Annotated in this window: 13 protein-coding genes; 7 read left to right on the top strand and 6 right to left on the bottom strand. The window is 67.8% G+C overall.

Features of this window, described 5'->3' with window-relative positions; all coding sequences use genetic code 11:
- Positions 1 to 153: 153 nt before the first annotated feature.
- Genes FFS08_RS05515 through FFS08_RS05500 form a run of 4 tightly spaced genes read left to right on the top strand, consistent with a single transcriptional unit; the run spans position 154 to position 6831 of the window.
- Positions 154 to 2202, top strand: a complete 2049-nt coding sequence (locus FFS08_RS05515) for a TonB-dependent receptor (protein WP_249341173.1) — start codon at positions 154 to 156, stop codon at positions 2200 to 2202.
- Between the two features lie 2 nt (positions 2203 to 2204).
- Positions 2205 to 2744: a MotA/TolQ/ExbB proton channel family protein gene (locus FFS08_RS05510; RefSeq protein ID WP_137863701.1), complete on the top strand. Its 540-nt coding sequence runs from the start codon at positions 2205 to 2207 to the stop codon at positions 2742 to 2744.
- Entirely contained in the window at positions 2741 to 3106 is a 366-nt protein-coding gene (locus FFS08_RS05505) for a DUF2149 domain-containing protein (RefSeq protein WP_137863700.1), read from the top strand. The genes FFS08_RS05510 and FFS08_RS05505 overlap by 4 nt, the downstream gene beginning before the upstream one ends.
- On the top strand, positions 3103 to 6831 hold the full coding sequence (locus tag FFS08_RS05500; protein ID WP_249341172.1) for a cobaltochelatase subunit CobN: 3729 nt from the start codon (positions 3103 to 3105) through the stop codon (positions 6829 to 6831). Before FFS08_RS05505 ends, FFS08_RS05500 begins: the two co-directional genes overlap by 4 nt.
- A 288-nt stretch (positions 6832 to 7119) precedes the next feature.
- On the opposite strand, the gene gyrB is transcribed toward FFS08_RS05500, so the two are convergent.
- From gyrB to recF, 3 genes are all read right to left on the bottom strand, one after another.
- Positions 7120 to 9651 (bottom strand): DNA topoisomerase (ATP-hydrolyzing) subunit B, encoded by a 2532-nt coding sequence (gyrB, locus tag FFS08_RS05495; RefSeq protein WP_502702009.1) that lies wholly within the window; start codon positions 9649 to 9651, stop codon positions 7120 to 7122.
- Positions 9652 to 9825: 174 nt separating this feature from the next.
- Entirely contained in the window at positions 9826 to 10341 is a 516-nt protein-coding gene (locus FFS08_RS05490) for an energy transducer TonB (RefSeq protein ID WP_137863699.1), read from the bottom strand.
- 59 nt (positions 10342 to 10400) lie between these two features.
- On the bottom strand, positions 10401 to 11468 hold the full coding sequence (gene recF, locus FFS08_RS05485) for a DNA replication/repair protein RecF (protein ID WP_137863698.1): 1068 nt from the start codon (positions 11466 to 11468) through the stop codon (positions 10401 to 10403).
- 125 nt (positions 11469 to 11593) lie between these two features.
- On the opposite strand from recF, the gene FFS08_RS05480 reads away from it, so the two are divergent.
- Positions 11594 to 12340, top strand: a complete 747-nt coding sequence (locus tag FFS08_RS05480; RefSeq protein ID WP_137863697.1) for a hypothetical protein — start codon at positions 11594 to 11596, stop codon at positions 12338 to 12340.
- 15 nt (positions 12341 to 12355) lie between these two features.
- On the opposite strand, the gene FFS08_RS05475 is transcribed toward FFS08_RS05480, so the two are convergent.
- Positions 12356 to 13120, bottom strand: coding sequence for a Coq4 family protein (locus FFS08_RS05475; RefSeq protein ID WP_137863696.1), 765 nt, complete (start codon positions 13118 to 13120; stop codon positions 12356 to 12358).
- Between the two features lie 158 nt (positions 13121 to 13278).
- Between FFS08_RS05475 and FFS08_RS05470 the strand changes: the two genes are divergently transcribed.
- Positions 13279 to 13497 (top strand): helix-turn-helix transcriptional regulator, encoded by a 219-nt coding sequence (locus tag FFS08_RS05470; RefSeq protein WP_137863695.1) that lies wholly within the window; start codon positions 13279 to 13281, stop codon positions 13495 to 13497.
- Entirely contained in the window at positions 13490 to 14128 is a 639-nt protein-coding gene (locus FFS08_RS05465) for a hypothetical protein (protein WP_137863694.1), read from the top strand. The genes FFS08_RS05470 and FFS08_RS05465 overlap by 8 nt, the downstream gene beginning before the upstream one ends.
- A 76-nt stretch (positions 14129 to 14204) precedes the next feature.
- Here FFS08_RS05465 and dnaN read toward each other — a convergent pair whose 3' ends face one another.
- Together dnaN and FFS08_RS05455 are read right to left on the bottom strand one after the other, a co-directional pair.
- Entirely contained in the window at positions 14205 to 15317 is a 1113-nt protein-coding gene (gene dnaN, locus FFS08_RS05460) for a DNA polymerase III subunit beta (RefSeq protein WP_137863693.1), read from the bottom strand.
- Positions 15318 to 15466: 149 nt separating this feature from the next.
- The gene (locus FFS08_RS05455; RefSeq protein WP_137863692.1) at positions 15467 to 16075 is read right to left on the bottom strand and encodes an outer membrane protein; all 609 of its coding nucleotides are present in this window, start codon (positions 16073 to 16075) and stop codon (positions 15467 to 15469) included.
- Positions 16076 to 16227 lie beyond the last annotated feature (152 nt).

The following is a 16227-nucleotide window of genomic DNA, read 5'->3' as shown; positions in this document are numbered from 1 at the left end:
GCCCATCGTCGACTCCGACGCGATATTCCCAACCATCGGCGGCGATCCCTTGCGGGAGCCCCCTATCGCGAAGCCCCGGGTTGACGGCTGCAACAACCATCGCCAAGGCACGATACAAGATATCATATCATGCAGTAGAGCGGGGAGCCATTTGTGAAATATGTGATCTGGGGACTGGGGCTGGCCGTCATCAGCGGGACGCCCGTATCGGCGCAGAGCGTGGCGGACGCCGCGTCGGTGGCGCAGCCGGAGGATGCGCTCGTCGTCACGGCGAATCGCACGCGCGAGAAGCGCGAGAATGTGGCATCGTCGATGGAGGTCGTGACCGAAGCGCAGCTCGATCAGACTGTCGGCGTCACCTTTCTCGATCAGCTCAAGAAGAATGCCGGCCTGGATGTGATCCAATATCCCAACGGGCTGGCCGGGATCGGCCTGCGCGGGCTTCGGCCGGATTTCGAATTCACCATCAATCCGCGGACGCTGGTGCTGGTCGATGGCCGCCCCTCGGGCTCGACCAGCTTCACCACCATCGCTCCGGAGAGCATCGCGCGGGTGGAAGTGCTGAAGGGGCCGGCTTCGGCGCTCTATGGTGCATCGGCGGTCGGCGGCGTGGTCAACATCATCACGCGGCGCTCGTCCGGGCCGCTCGCCGGTTCCTTCAACATCGGCGGGGGCAGCTTCGAGACGATCCGTTCGGGCATGCGCCTCGGCGGCGACCTGGCCGGCGGTGCCGATTTCGATCTCGAACTCGGCTATGTCGACCAGATGGGCAATTTCCGCCTGGGCGGTGGCGAGAAGCGTCCCAACAGCGACTTCAGCCGCGCCTCCGGCCGGCTGCGTATCGGGAGCGACCTTGGCCCGATCGTGCGGATCGACGGCAGCATCGATTTCGCGGACCTCGACAATAATGCGCCGGGACCGCGCTCGTTCAATCCGCAAAGCCGCTCGGCGACGGGTACCAACCGCGTCAGCGGCGATGTCCGGATAGAGATTACCCCGCAGGACCATGCCATCCGCCTGGTCGCTTACGCCTCGCGCGAGGACTATAATTATTTCGAGGTGCCGGCTGCAGCCGTGCGCTACCAGTCGAACAACACCGTCACCGCCTATCGCGGAGCCCAGCTGCAGGACAGCTGGCAGGTCATCGCACCCCTGCGGCTCACCTACGGTTTCGACTGGCAGAAGGTCTGGGCGGACCGGCTGTCGTACAATGCGAACGGTACCGGCAAGGCGCCTTCGTCCCCGAATGAAAGCCGCGAGACCAAGGCGGTGTTCGCGGAGGCCGGGCTCAACCTGTTCGGCGAGCGCGTGATCCTGACGGCCGGCGGCCGCTATGACTGGCTTGCCGTGGCGACGCGGGCGACGCCGTTCCGGACCAATTTCACGCCGGGCAAGGCCGATTTCGGCGTGTTCAATCCGCGCGGCGGCGCCGTGGTCAAGCTGGGCGCGGGCTTCCGCGCACACGGCACGGTCGGTCGTGCGTTCGTACCCGCCCAGGCAATCCAGCTTGCCGGCGAGAGCGAGGAGTTCGCCGGCGTCCAGCGTCGCGTGACCTTTGGCAATCCGGATCTCAAGCCCGAGCGCAACACCACCTGGGATGTCGGATTCGGCTTCGCGCGCGGCCTGCTGAGCGCGGACGTCACCTATTTCGACGCCCGCACGCGAAACCGCATCACCACGGCGATCGTCTCGGAAACCCCGACGTTGCGCCAGACCAGCTACATCAATTCGGACAAGTCGCGGATGCGCGGGATCGAGGGGCAGTTCGCGCTCGATGCAGGCGCGGCGATGGGCATCGCGCCCGGAGGATTCAGCCTGAACGGCAGCATCACCCGCATCCTCAAGGCCGAGGACATCCTGCCCTCGGGCGCCGCCACTCCGATCCGCAACGTCGCGGACTGGAAGGCCACTGGCTCCGCGACGATCAATGCGGGGCCGGTCTCGGCTACGGTGACCGTGCGCTACAATGGCGACCGGCTGGATACCGACAACAGCCAGGGCAAGATCTTCACCAACGGGATGGGCGGGCTGTTCACCTATGACCGGTTCACCACCGTCGATTTCAGTGGCCGCTGGCGGATAACGCCCAAGGACACGCTCCGCCTCGAAGTCGCGAACGCGTTCGACATCAACTATTACGAGAAGGCGGACTACGCCATGCCCGGGCGCACCATCTATGCCCGCTATGTGCGGAGCCTCTGAGCATGTGGGCAAAGGAAGCGCTGGCGGCGATCTCCGATCTGCTGTTCCTTCCCGTAGTCATCGGCCTGCTCGGCGTCGTCGCCTGGACGGCGCTGGCGATCGGCCTGTTCGCGCGCAGCTATGTCGGGAGGCTGTGCGGGCAACGGCCGGCGCGGGATCGCTATCGCGTCGCGATCGATGTGGCGCTGACCGGCAACGCGCATGACGACGAGCTCGCGGTGGAGGAAGTCGTCGCCCGGGCGGAGAGCGATGCTGCCCGGTCGCTGAACCTGGTCCGCTTCGCGATCAGGGTGGGGCCATCGCTTGGCCTGATGGGCACGCTGATCCCGATGGCGACGGCGCTGTCGGGGCTGGCCAGGGGCGATCTCCAGATGCTCGCTTCCAACATGGTGATTGCCTTTTCGAGCACCGTCGTCGGTCTCGCGGTGGGCGTGGCCGCCTATCTGATTGCGATGGTGCGCGAGGGCTGGGCACGCAGCGACCTAGATGCGGTGCGCTTCCATGCCGAACGGGCGCTGCGGCGCGAGGAGGGCAGGGCGTGACACGGCGGCGGGCCTTGCGCTTCGCCCGGCGCCGCGACGACGGCAGCTGGCAGGAAGATCCCCTGTCGGGGGTCGCCAATCTGTTCGACATCAGCCTCGCCTTCATCGTCGCGATGGTGGCCGCCCTCTACTCGATGATGGGCGCGCCCTCGATGCTCGATCCGCAATCGTCCTGGACGATGACGCGCACGACCGCAGACGGCCGGATGGAAATCGTCCGCAAGGACGGCAAGACGATCAAGGTCGAGCGGGTCAGCGACAAGAAGCTGTCGGGCGACGGCGATCGGCTGGGAGTCGCCTATCGGCTGCCCGACGGCAAGGTCGTCTATGTCCCCGAGGAAAAGGCGGGAGCGGGCAAGTGAGGGCGATCGTCGCGCTGATCCTGTTGCTCGGCCTGGTCGCGCCGGCGGCCGCACAGGCGCAGGCCAGGCGGCCGCGCATCGCCTTCGTCTCGATCCACATCGCCGAAATGCCGACGATCGCGCGGGCGGGGGCGAAGCGTGTCGAGGGCAGCATGGCGATCGACTTCTTCGGGCTGGGCGGCGGCTTGCTGCCCAGCATCGAAGGCGTGGACCTTGGCGCCTATGATCTCGTCCTGATCGATGCGGCCGGGCCTCGTCTGCTCAACTTCTCGGCTCAGATCGAAGCGGCGAAGAAACGGACCAGGGTGCTGGTGGTGGGCGCCGGCACGCCGATCACCGGCAATGTCGATCCCGCCTTGCACTCCGATGTCGCGCGATACTGGGACAATGCGACCGAGGACAATTATGCGGGCCTCTTCGCCTATGCCGGCGCGCGCCTGCTGGGCCTGTCCACTGTCGTGCCGCCGCCACGGGTATTTCCCGATCTCGCCCTGTGGCATCCCGATGCAAAGGCCTTGTTCGCGACGCTTCCCGATTATCTGGCCTGGGAGAATGGCCGGCTGGCGGACGCCGCCGCCCGGCCGCGCATCGGCATCCTGTTCTATCGCAGCCTGGTATTGGCGAACAACATGGCGGTGGTGTCGGCGCTGATCCGCGAGATCGAGCGCCAGGGCGGCATGCCCGTGCCGATCTGGCGCGAGGGAGGGCGCGACCTGGCGTCCTCGCTGCTCGGCGACGACCGCCTCGACGCGCTGATCCTGTGCGCGAACCGGCTCGACTATGCCGATGCCAAGGCAGGGGCGGCGGAAGCCGCCCGGCTCGGCGTTCCGCCGCTGATGTGCGCCACCGATTATCGCCGCACGCCGGAGGAATGGCGCAAGAGTCCGGGCGGCTTCGCGCCCGATCAGACCGGCGAACTGGCGCTGAGCGAACTCGAAGGGATCATCGAGCCGATGGTCGTCGGTGCCCGCGCCGTCGCGCCCGATGGCGCAGTCGGCTATGTCGCGTTGCCCGATCAGGTCCGCTGGCGCGTCGCCAGGGCGATGGCCTGGGCCCGGCTCCGCCGGCTGCCAAACGCCGAAAAGCGCATCGTCATTCCCTATCACAACGAAGAGCCGGGCGGCGCCGATGTCGGCAGCGATCCCGACAGCTATATGGATGCGCAGGGGAGCATCGTCGCGCTGCTCACCCGGCTGCGTGCCGAAGGCTTTGATGTCGGATCCGATCCGGTCCCCGATGCCGCGACTCTGTCGAAACGGATGGCGGAGGCGGGGGCGAACACTCCCATGGGCGATGCGGCGGCGCTCCGCACCCGGATCGCGCACGGCGCGGTCACCGTCCCGCTTGCGACCTACCTCGATTGGTACGCGGCGCTGCCCGCCGAGGTCCGCCGGGCCACCGAGGCACGCTGGGGGCCGCCGCCGGGCAGGATCATGACGGTGGATGGCCGGATCGTCATCCCCGCGCTGCGCTTCGGCAAGGTCACGCTGGTCGCGCATCCGATCTGGGGTGTCCAGGCCGACGCCGGTGCACTTGCGGCGACGGGCGCCTTGCCGCCGCATCACCAGTATCTCGCCTTCTATCTCTGGATGCAGAAGGGCGAGCGTGCCGACGCCTATCTGCCGATGTTCACTCAGCTCTCGCTGATGCCGGGCAAGCGGGAGGGGCCCGCCGCCGAGGACGCCGTCGCGGTGCTGATCGGCGCGCTGCCGCATATTCAGCCGCTGCCGCTGCAGGCGAATGGCGGGGTAGGCAACAAGCGGCGCACCCATGCGGTGACCATCGGCTTCATGCCGGAGATCGTCCGTGCCGGGCTCAATCCGGACTTGGCGGCGGTCGCGAAGCTGCTCGATTCCCAGCCCGTCGATCAGCAGGCCGTCCGCGCCGCCGCCGTCCGCGCCGGAATGGCGGGCGCGCTGGGCCTCGATCTCGCGAACGCGCCCTGGGCGGCGCTCGAGCCTGCCCTCCGCGGCTATCTCGCGGAAACTTCCGCCGCACCCATGCCGATGGGCGGTCATGTCCTTGGTCAGGCTCCCGATCCGGCGACCATGGCGAAGCTCGTCCAAGCCATGCTGGCCGGCGGCGGCGGCGCGCCCGGCCTCGCCGCCGTGGCCCGATCGCTTGCCGGGGATGACGCTGCGCTTGTCCCGGAACTGGCCGCGCAGGCGCGCGACTATGCCGCGCGGCTCGCCCGGGCCCCGCGCGAGATCGACGCGATCGTCGCCGCCTTGTCCGGCCGCTATGTCGAGCCGGGGCCGATGCAGGACGCGATCCGCAATCCCGATGCGCTGCCCGGCGGCCGCAACGCCTACACGCTCGACGTTCGTGCGATCCCGACCCCGGCCGCCTGGACGACGGGGGCAAGGCTCGCCGACGACCTGGTCGCCCAGCATCGCGTCCGTACGGGCAAATCGCCGCGCAAGGTGGCTTTCGTCCTGTGGTCGGGCGAAACCGCGCAGAATGGCGGCATCAGCGAGGCCCAGATCTTCCGCCTGCTCGGCGTCCGGCCGATCTGGAATGCGCGGGGGCAGGTGGTGGATATCGCGCTCGTGCCCCGCACTGCGCTTGGCCGTCCGCGCGTCGATGTGCTGGTGACCACTTCGGGCACCTATCGCGATCATTTTGGTGACCGGCTCGACCTGATCTCCAGGGCGATCGCCCTGGCCGACACGGCCGAGGAGCCCGACAATCCCGTGCGTGCCGAGACCAGGGCGCGGATCGCAGCGCTGCGCCGGGCCGGCGTGCCCGCCGGCCTTGCCGAACGCCGCGCGCTGCGCCGGATCTTTTCCACTGCGCCCGGTGCCTATTCGCCTTCAACCCAGTTCGCCAACCGGGAAGGCTGGAGCCCGGAGCGGCTCAACCGCCTCTACGAGGCGCGGCTGGGATATTCCTATGGCGATGGCGGCGATGGCGAGGCGGACGCCGCCGCCTTCGCCGCCAATCTGGAACGCGTCGATGCCGCGATATTCAGTCGCTCGTCCAGCGCCTATGGCCTGCTCGATACGCCGATGCCCGCGGCGTATCTCGGCGGTCTGGCGATGGCGGTGCGGCAGCGCACCGGGCGCAACATCGAAACCTATGTCGCCAATGGCCAGGTCGCTGGCGAGGCGCGGATCGAGACGCTCAGTCGTTTCTATGCACGTGAGCGCGACAGCCGCTATCTCAATCCCGAATGGATCAAGGGCATGAAGGCAAGCGGCTATAACGGCGCGCGCTACATGGCTGACCTGACCGATTCCATGCTGCTGTGGGAAGCGACCAAGCCGGACCTGGTGCGCGATCGCGACTGGGAGGCCGTGCGCGACGTCTATCTGCGCGATCGCTATGATCTTGGGCTCGACCGCTTCTTCGCCGAAGCCAATCCGGCGGCGCGTGACAAGCTTGTCGCGGCGATGCGAGAGGCGATTGCGCGGGGGGACTGGCACGCCGATATCGCCACGCGTCGCCAGCTGGGGATGGGCGCCGCGGCTTCAGCGTCCGCGCCGGGCTTCGCCTCGGTCAGCCAGGCGCTGCGCGGTAGCCGTGCCGCCGCTGATGGCGGCACGGCGCCGGCGCGGGCGGGTTCCGTGTCGCCGTCGAATGCCGTGTCCGGCTTCGAACTGGTTCCGCAGCAGCGCGACCCCGGCCACCACTCCGCCCATGGTTCCTGGGCGGGGCTCTGGATGGCACTCGCGGCGTTGTTTGTCTTCTGCGGCCTGGGACTCTCCGCAAGACCGCGATGGTAGACAAATCCGCGGCGCGCCGAATGCCCTTGCGATGATATCGGCATCTCCAATGCGCGATGGTCTGCGGATGAAGGGCGGGCAGGGCGCTTCGGCATATTGCCCGAGCCATCATATTCGGCCGTCAGCGCGTCGCCATCACGAGCCGATTGCCCATTGGGCAATCGGCTTTCTCAACGCCGTTTCCATCGATCAGATGGCCTGTCTCTTCTGGAAAGGCCCGAAAAGACGCTGTCCGGAACGGCCAATCGCTTCCGGAAACAGCCGATCAGTCTATTCCAGATGGCCCCTCTAGACGTCGAGATTGGCGACGCTCAGCGCATTCTCCTGGATGAACTCGCGGCGCGGCTCGACCACATCGCCCATCAGGCGGGTGAAGATCTCGTCCGCGACATCGGCCTGGTCGACCTGGACGACGAGCATCGAGCGGTTGGCGGGATCGAGCGTGGTCTCCCAGAGCTGCTCGGCATTCATCTCGCCAAGGCCCTTGTAGCGCTGGATCGACAGGCCCTTGCGGCCCGAGGCCAGCACCGCGTCGAGCAGCTCGCTCGGGCGCGCGACCAGGGTCTCGCCCTTGGCCGCCGCGACCAGCTCCTCGCCATCCTCGGCGGCCGGAGCAGCCTCCTCGGTCGCAGCGGTCTTGGCCGGCACCAGCTTGGCGAGCGCCGCATAGCTTTGCGCCTGCTCGGCGGCGAGCGCGTGGAGCTTGCGGCCCTCGGCCGAGGTCAGGAACGCCGCCTCGATGATGTGGTGGTCGGTCACGCCGCGCCACAGCCGCTCGAAATGGAAGCCGCCATCCTCGGTGACGCGGGCCGACCAGCGGGCATCCTCGTCGGTCTGGTCGAGCCGGCGGGTAACCGCGCCCAGCCGCTCGGCGCGCTGCTCGCGGCTCGCTTCCGGATCGAAGGCGCCGGCCAGCGCCAGCGCCTCGACGATGTCGGGCGCGTAGCGGCGCGGAACATAGCGCATCAGGGTGCGCATGCGCCGGGCATGATCCACCAGCCTGATCAGCTCATCGCCGAAGATCGGGCCCTCGTTGGTCTCCAGCCGGGTGGCGCCCACGCCGGCCTCGACCAGATACTGGTCGAGCGCGGCATCGTCCTTGAGATAGACTTCGGAACGGCCCTTCGTCGCCTTGTAGAGCGGCGGCTGGGCGATGTAGAGGTGGCCGGCCTGGATGATCTCGGGCATCTGCCGGTAGAAGAAGGTTAGCAGCAGCGTGCGGATGTGCGCGCCGTCCACGTCCGCGTCGGTCATGATGACGATCTTGTGGTAGCGCAGCTTCTCCAGGTTGAAGTCGTCGCGGCCGATGCCGGTGCCCATCGCCTGGATCAGCGTGCCGATCTCGCGGCTGGAAAGCATCCGGTCGAAGCGGGCGCGCTCGACGTTCAGGATCTTGCCACGTAGCGGCAGGATCGCCTGGAAATGCCGGTCGCGGCCCTGCTTGGCCGAGCCGCCGGCCGAATCGCCCTCGACCAGGAACAGCTCGGACTTGGCGGGATCGCGCTCCTGGCAGTCGGCGAGCTTGCCGGGGAGGGAGGCGATGTCCATCACGCCCTTGCGCCGAGTCAGCTCGCGCGCCTTCTTGGCGGCCTCGCGTGCCGCCGCCGCGTCGATCACCTTCTGGATGATCATCCGGGCGTTGGCGGGGTTTTCCTCCAGATATTCGGCCAGCTTGTCGGCCATCAGGCTCTCGAGCGGCTGGCGCACTTCGGAAGAGACCAGCTTGTCCTTGGTCTGCGAGCTGAACTTCGGATCCGGCAGCTTGACCGAGACGATCGCGGTGAGCCCCTCGCGCATGTCGTCGCCGGTGAGCGTCACTTTCTCCTTCTTCAACATGCCGCTCTTGTCGGCATAGTTGTTGATGGTCCGGGTCAGCGCCGCGCGGAACGCCGCCAGATGGGTGCCGCCGTCACGCTGCGGGATGTTGTTGGTGAAGCACAGGACGTTCTCGTAATAGCTGTCGTTCCACTCCAGCGCGACGTCGATGGTCACGTCGTCGCGGGTGCCGGCGATCGCGACGGGATCGGGCATCAGCGGCTGCTTGTTGCGATCGAGCCACTTCACGAAGGCCGCGATGCCGCCCTCGTAATAGAGCTCGACTTCCTTCACTTCCTCATGCCGCGCGTCGCGGAGGAACAGGCGCACGCCCGAATTGAGGAATGCCAGCTCGCGATAGCGATGCTCGAGCTTGTCGAAGTCGTATTCGATCTGGTTCTTGAAGGTGCCGCCGTCGCCCGGGGTCTTCTCGGTCGAGGCGAGGAAAGTCACGCGCGTGCCCTTCTTGCCCTCGGGCGCCTTGCCGATCACCCTGAGCGGCGCAGTCGCGTCGCCATAGGCGAAGCGCATGTAATGTTCCTCGCCGTCGCGCCAGATGTTGAGGTCGAGCCACTCGGAAAGCGCGTTCACCACCGAGACGCCGACGCCGTGCAGGCCGCCCGAGACCTTATAGGCATTGTCGTCGCTGGTGTTCTCGAACTTGCCGCCGGCATGGAGCTGGGTCATGATGACCTCGGCCGCCGATACGCCTTCCTCGGAGTGGATGCCGGTCGGGATGCCGCGGCCATTGTCCTCGACGGAGACCGAGCCGTCCGGATTCAGCTGGATGATGATCTTGTCGCAATGGCCGGCCAGCGCCTCGTCGATCGCGTTGTCCGAGACCTCGAACACCATGTGGTGGAGGCCCGAACCGTCGTCGGTGTCGCCGATATACATGCCGGGGCGTTTGCGCACCGCGTCCAGCCCCTTGAGGACCTTGATCGAGTCTGCGCCGTAGCTGTTCTGGTTCGGGGTATTTTCGGGTGTGGTGTCGTCGGTTGCCATGCCCAGCATATAGGAATTGGCGTCACGAAACGGAAGCAAAATAGGGCGCGCGCCGGCGATCCTCCCCGCATGACAGGGCCCCTCCCGCGTCATCCGCGCGCAGGCGGGGATGACGGTGGAATTCAGGCGAGGGACGGCGCTCGATTCCAGGTGCCGGCACTGGCCCAAGCTCCGCTATTCGCTCTCATATTCGAAGGTGGCGATGGCGGCGGCGTGGACGGGCTTGCCCTGATAGCTGGCCGGGGTGAAGCGCGCGCGCTTCAGCATCGCGGCGCACGCGGCCAAGTCGAGCATCTCAATGCCGCTGCTGTGCCGGATCATGCAGTTAGTGGCCGTGCCCCGCTCGTCGATCTCGTAGAGGACGGTCACGCTGCCCGAACTGTGCGCCGGGATCGACGCGACGGGATAGTCGCGCGAGGGAAACCAGGTGTCGCTCGCGCCCTTGGACAATGCCGGGGTGATTCCCGCCGGCACGCCCCGGGCGACGATCGCGGCGCAGGCAGCCCTGGCCCTGGCTGCATCGGTGGCGGGGTCGAGCGGCAGGCAGGTGACGATCCTGTCCTTCGTGTCGGTCGCGACCGCATAGGCGGCCCCTTCGTGGCGCATCGCCGGATAGGCGCGGAGCTTGTCGCCGGGCGCGCTCGGCGCGAGCATCGCCGTGACGGCGCCGAGAATGAGCAAGCCGGGCATGATGCCTTCCTCCCCGTGGAACGGAGGAGGGTGAGCGGGAAACGCTCCGCCGTCCAGCCCTATTCCGTAAGCACCGCTCCGTCGGCGACGCGGTAGCGCGTCGCGCCGCCGGGCACCGCTTCGAACAGCGCCGGCTCGGTGCCGGTCATCCACACCTGCCCGCGGCCTTCCAGCCGGGTGAACAGCGCGGCGCGGCGGCCGGGATCGAGATGCGCGGCGACTTCGTCGAGCAGCAGGATCGGCGCCCGCCCGGTGCGCTCGGCGACGAGTTCGGCATGGGCGAGGACGAGGCCGAGGAGGAGCGCCTTCTGCTCGCCGGTCGAGCAGAGATGCGCCGCCTGGTGCTTGCCGAGATGGGTGACGAGCAGGTCCGCCCGGTGCGGGCCGGCCAGCGTGCGCCCGGCGGCAGCGTCGCGGCGGCGGCCGGCGGCGAGTTCGCGGATCAGCGCCTCGGCATCGCCCTGCCAGCCTTCGAGCGCCAGCCCGGCGCGGGCAAAGGGCCCTTCGGGCTGTGCCGCCAGCCGCGTGGCGAGCGCCGCGACCATGTCGCGCCGGGCGGCGTCGATCGCGCCGCCATGCTCGGCCATGCGCGCCTCCAGCGCGGTCAGCCAGTCGGGATCGGGCGCGGCATCGTCGGCGAGCAGCCGGTTGCGCTCGCGCATCGCCGCTTCGTAGCGTGTCGAATGATGCGCATGGCCGGGGAGGAGTGCCAGCGTCAGCCGGTCGAGGAAGCGGCGGCGCTCGCCCGCGCCATCGGCGAACAGCCGGTCCATCGCCGGCGTGAGCCACAATACGCTCACCCATTCGGCCAGCGAAGTGGCGGCGGCGGCGGCGCCGTTGATCCGCACCAGCCGGCGCTCCGGCGCATTGGCCTGGGTGCCCGTGCCGATATCCGTCTCGTCCAGTCGCGCGGCGACGCCGAATCCGCCGCTGCCCCCCTGGCGCGCCATTTCGGCGAGCGGCGCACGCCGCAGGCCGCGGCCGGGCGCGAGCAGCGACAATGCCTCGAGCACATTGGTCTTGCCCGCGCCGTTCTCCCCGCTCAGCACCACGAAACCGGGGCCGGGGGCGAGCGTGGCGTCCGCATGGTTGCGGAAATCGGTGAGGACGAGGCGGGATACGGCCATTCCCGGCCGATAGCCGATCGTGCGCCGGGGATCACCTGCCCGTGATTCGCCGCCGTCCCTGCTTGCCGCCGGACGGGACTTGCCCGATGATCGGGCGGCCCGCATCCTTCGGGGAAGGAAATATGATGCTCCGCACCAAGCTGTTCCCGGCCGCGCTGCTCGCGCTCGCGCCCTCGCCCGCGCTGGCCGACGTGACCGCACGCTACGGCGTGGACGGCAAGGAGCTGGTCGTCGAAGTGGACGAGGGCGGGAATTCCCGTGTCGAGCTGGCCGGCAAGTTCGCGATCATCCGCCGCGACGGCACCGACTATCTCGTGGTGCACGAGAAGGCCGGCCCGAAGGTCTTCGAGTTCCAGGCCGTCGCGGCGCTGTTCAAGACTGCGCTGCCCAAGGCCGCGGCGCCCGAGGCGGAGAAGATGCGGTTCGGCATCGAGCCGGGCCCGGCATCCGCGGCCGTTGCCGGGCGTGTCGGCTCGGTCTGGCTGCTGCGCATGGTCGAGGGGACGGAGAGGAATCGCAAGCAGCACGTCGAGATCGTGATGAGTCCCGATCCGCAGCTGGCCCCGGTCGGGCAGGCGATTGCCCGCGCCGCCGACGTCGCGCTCGATTTCATGGGCGGCTTCCTTCCCGAATCGACGCAGTTCGGTGCCAGCGCCCGCGCCATCCTCGCCAAGGGCGCGCCGCTTCGTGTCCAGCCGATCGATTCGGGCAAGCCCGACAAGACCGTTCTCGAACTGCGCTCGGTCGACGGCGCCGAGATCGACCCCGGGCATTTCGTGCTGCCCGCGCCGGTCACTCCGACCGAGGAGATCTTCGGATCGATGGATGCGCTGATGCGGCCGGGCGCCGGCAAGATCGAGAACCTGCCCTGAGCGGGCGGTCCGGGATCAGATGCCCTTCAGCCCCGCCGCCTCGAGGCTGGCCTGCGCCGCGCGGTATCGGACCGGGTCGCCGATGTTGAGACGACGGCGGACCTGGTCGAGGGGCTCTGCGAGCAGCGTCTCGTAATCCTCGCCGTGCAGCCATTCGGCCCGCTTGCCGTGGCGATAGCCTTCGGCCACCGCGCGGAAGAAATCGAGCCTGCGCGTGATGCGGATGCTCTTCAGCGCCGCGCCCAGGCCGATAAAGCCCCAGCCCAGCCCGCCGGTCTGCGCATAGGAGAAGGCGACCAGGCAGGCCTCGCCCAGATGCTCGTCGGCCTGATAGCCGGTAATCACGTGCCACAGGTCGTGGATGTCGCGCTCGCGCCGTCCCATCCAGGCATAGGGATGCTGGATGTCGGCATTCTGGAACGCGCCCTCGGCCATGCTGACCGCGACCAGCCCGTCGGCCGAATAGCCGGTGCTGTCGAGGAAGTTGCGATAGGCGGCGCCCACCGTGCCCTCGGCGAAGCCGTCGATCCAGGCGCGGTCGGTAAGCTTCTCGGCCATCTCGACATGCTGGAAGGCGATGCGCCCGCCATTGGGCATGGTCAGCAGCTTGCGATAGCTCTTCTGCGTCGCGTCGCCGTTCAGCGCGCGCATGATGCGGAAGACCTGCTCGGTATCGTCGCCATTGGCGAGCAGCCGCCCGAGCGCGCGGAACGCGGTGCCCCATTCCCGCTTCATCGGGATGCCGGGGTTGAAGATCTGCGGCGCGGGTTGCGTGGCCATGGAAGCGAATCCCTTACTGACAATAGTGTCAATATAGGAGTCGGATCGGAAAATCAACCTGCCTGCCTGTCTTTGCAGGCCTGACAAGAGTTCTTGACAGCCGCGGCGCGCGATGACAAGAACTCTTGTCATATGGTACAGAGTTCTGGACAGGCCGCATGAAGAACCGACTGCGCGTGCTGCGAGCCGAAGCGAATCTCAGCCAGGGTGATCTGGCCGGGCTGCTCGGCGTCTCGCGCCAGACGATCAATGCGGTCGAGACCGACAAATACGACCCGAGCCTGCCGCTGGCGATGCGGCTTTCGAAGATCTTTGGAGTGCCCATCGATGCCATCTTCCTCGACGACTGGACCGCGCCCGAGCTCCCCCATGGCTGATCCCAGGCTTCGCCGCCGGCTGGTCCACGCCGCATATGGTGCCGTGGTCGGCTTCGCCATCGCCCTTGCCGCCGGGCGGAGCGGCCTGATCGCCTGGCTGGCGGAGATGCCGGTCGCGGACATGGCCTCCACCACGCTCGCCGTCCTGCTGCTGTCCCTCGGCCTTTTCGCCCTGATCGCCGCGTCGAGCCGCACGCTCTATCGCCGCATGGCCGAGAACTACCAGGAGGGCGACCCGCTCGACGCCGGCGTGCTCCGCTATCTGCGCATGAACGGCGTGGCCCTGCTCCTGGGCGCCGCGCTGCTGCTTGCGCCGCCGCTCGCCGTCCGTTTCGGGTTCACCGGCGACGCGGCGATCCCGGTCGCGGCCGGTATCGCGGCGCTGCTCGCGCTCCAGACCTGGCTGAGCGCCCGGATCCGGCGCGGCAGTGACGAGCTCAATCGCGCCGCACTTGCCGAGGCGTCGATCGCCAGCTTCTGGCTGCTTCAGTTCGGCCTGTTCGGCTGGGCCGCGCTTGCCAGGCTCGGCCTCGTCGCCAGTGTCAGCCTGTGGACGCTGATGACGATCTCGGGGGCAGTCTATCTGGTCGTGTCGATCGTCGTGGCGCTGCGCCGGGGCATGTTCGCCTGATCCGAAGCGCCTGAAACGAAAAAGCCGGTGCGGGACGGCCCCGCACCGGCTTTTTCCGTCCGGATCCGCTGTGCGATCAGACGCGCATCGGCATCAGCACGTAGAGTGCCGGCGACTTGTCGTTCTCGCGGATCAGCGTCGGCGCCGCGGCGTCGGCCAGATGGACTTCCACCGAATCGCCTTCGATCTGGTTGAGGATGTCCATCAGATAGCGGCTGTTGAAGCCGATCTCGAAGCCCTGGGCGGCATAGTCGCCCGGCACTTCCTCGGCCGCCGCGCCATTTTCGGGGCTGGTGACCGACAGGATCACCTTGTCGCGCTCCAGCGCCATCTTCACCGCGCGCGTCTTCTCGGTCGCGATGGTCGAGACGCGGTCGACGCCCTCCATGAAGCTCTTCGGATCGAGCTTGAGCAGCTTGTCGTTCGCAGTCGGGATGACGCGGGTGTAATCGGGGAAGGTGCCGTCGATCAGCTTGGAAGTGAGGATCGCCTGGCCCAGGTCGAAGCGGATCTTCGAGGCAGAGAGCGACACGCCGATCGATCCGTCCACTTCCTCGAGCAGCTTGCGCAGTTCGCCCACGCATTTGCGCGGGATGATCACGCCCGGCATCGAATCGGCGCCGTCCGGGCGCGCCACGGTGACGCGGGCGAGGCGATGGCCGTCGGTCGCGGCGGCGCGCAGCACCGGCGTCGCCTCGTCGACGACGTGCAGATAGATGCCGTTGAGATAATAGCGCGTCTCTTCGGTCGAGATCGCGAAGCGCGTCTTGTCGATGATCTGCTTGAGCGTCTCGGCCGGCAGCTCGAAGACCGTCGGCAGCTCGCCCTCGGCGATCATCGGGAAATCGTCGCGCGGCAGCGTCGACAGCGTGAAGCGCGCGCGGCCGGCATTGACGGTGATCCGCCCCTCGGCCGCCGACAGCTCCACCTGCGCGCCTTCGGGCAGCTTGCGGACAATGTCGAACAGCGTGTGCGCCGGCACGGTGATCGCGCCCGGCTGGTCCACCGCCGCCGCGATCGTCTCGTCGATCTGCAGGTCGAGGTCGGTCGCCATCAGCCGCAGCGCGCCGCCCGATTGCGCTTCGATCAGCACGTTGGACAGGATGGGGATCGTGTTGCGCCGCTCGACCACGGACTGGACGTGGCTGAGGCCCCTCAACAGAGTTGCGCGTTCGATCGTCGCCTTCATCAAGAACCCCCGGGGCATGTATCGCCCGAATCTAACCCGGTACCGGGACTTTTCCGAGCTTTACCCTTAACGGCAAAAAGGGCCGGAGCAAGCGCCCCGGCCCTATAGTTCACACCTTAAATCGGTGGCGGATCGCCTGGGAGGCGATCTTAGAAGCGCACGCCGACGCCGGCGAGCACCTGGTGGCGCTTGGCATCGATGCCGGCATTGTCGTCATTATACTTCGAGTAGCGATACTCGCCCTTCACATAGACCTTGTCGGTAAGCTTCACTTCGGCACCCGCGCCCAGACGCCAGCCATCGGCATTGTCCGAGGTGCGGATGTTGGTCGTGCCCGACACGTAACGGCTGTCGAACTTGGCGTTGGTGTAGCCGCCCTTGGCGTAGATCAGCGCGTTGCCGCCCACGGTGAAGCCGACGCGCGCGCCGACATAGAGGTCGCGGCCGGTGCTGATGCGGGCACGGTCGCCGGCGACGAGCACGCTGGTGTCGCTGCGCTTGGCGGTGGAGCCGGTGGCTTCGCCTTCCACGCCGATCACGGCGTTGCCGGCCTGGAAGTCATAACCGATCTGGCCGCCATAGAGCACGCCGTCGGCGCCCTTCACGCCGCTGCCCGAGGGCTTCACATGATCCCAGCCGACGATCGCTTCGGCGCGCGGGCCGGTGAAGCTTGCATCGGTGCTCTGCGCGAAGGCGGGAGCGGCGAAGGCCGAGCCGGCGAGAAGCGCTGCGGCGGCGGCAATGAACTTGGTACGCATAACTGAACTCCTTGGGTACGCACCCGCGCTGCTTAGCGCGGGCGGGGAGATCAACCCGGCGCGAGGGACGCCGTTTCATGAACCCCCGATAAACAGAAAAAAGCGTGGCTTATCGGCAACAGTTGAAATCGCCGGCCGCACCTGGCCCTTTG

The organism is Sphingomonas sp. 1F27F7B, from assembly GCF_005503355.1.
In the GTDB taxonomy this organism is placed as follows: domain Bacteria; phylum Pseudomonadota; class Alphaproteobacteria; order Sphingomonadales; family Sphingomonadaceae; genus Sphingomonas.
The sequence above is the reverse complement of the archived record's forward strand: the minus strand, read 5'-3'. Positions and strand labels throughout refer to the sequence as shown.

Excerpts from the sequence above, each read along its gene's own strand:
- FFS08_RS05475 (WP_137863696.1), bottom strand. The coding sequence starts at position 13,120 with ATGGCCACGCAACCCGCGCCGCAGATCTTCAACCCCGGCATCCCGATG.
- FFS08_RS05455 (WP_137863692.1), bottom strand. The coding sequence starts at position 16,075 with ATGCGTACCAAGTTCATTGCCGCCGCCGCAGCGCTTCTCGCCGGCTCG.
- FFS08_RS05470 (WP_137863695.1), top strand. The coding sequence starts at position 13,279 with ATGAAGAACCGACTGCGCGTGCTGCGAGCCGAAGCGAATCTCAGCCAG.
- FFS08_RS05490 (WP_137863699.1), bottom strand. The coding sequence starts at position 10,341 with ATGCCCGGCTTGCTCATTCTCGGCGCCGTCACGGCGATGCTCGCGCCG.
- recF (WP_137863698.1), bottom strand. The coding sequence starts at position 11,468 with ATGGCCGTATCCCGCCTCGTCCTCACCGATTTCCGCAACCATGCGGAC.
- gyrB (WP_502702009.1), bottom strand. The coding sequence starts at position 9,651 with ATGGCAACCGACGACACCACACCCGAAAATACCCCGAACCAGAACAGC.
- FFS08_RS05510 (WP_137863701.1), top strand. The coding sequence starts at position 2,205 with ATGTGGGCAAAGGAAGCGCTGGCGGCGATCTCCGATCTGCTGTTCCTT.
- FFS08_RS05480 (WP_137863697.1), top strand. The coding sequence starts at position 11,594 with ATGCTCCGCACCAAGCTGTTCCCGGCCGCGCTGCTCGCGCTCGCGCCC.
- dnaN (WP_137863693.1), bottom strand. The coding sequence starts at position 15,317 with ATGAAGGCGACGATCGAACGCGCAACTCTGTTGAGGGGCCTCAGCCAC.
- FFS08_RS05465 (WP_137863694.1), top strand. The coding sequence starts at position 13,490 with ATGGCTGATCCCAGGCTTCGCCGCCGGCTGGTCCACGCCGCATATGGT.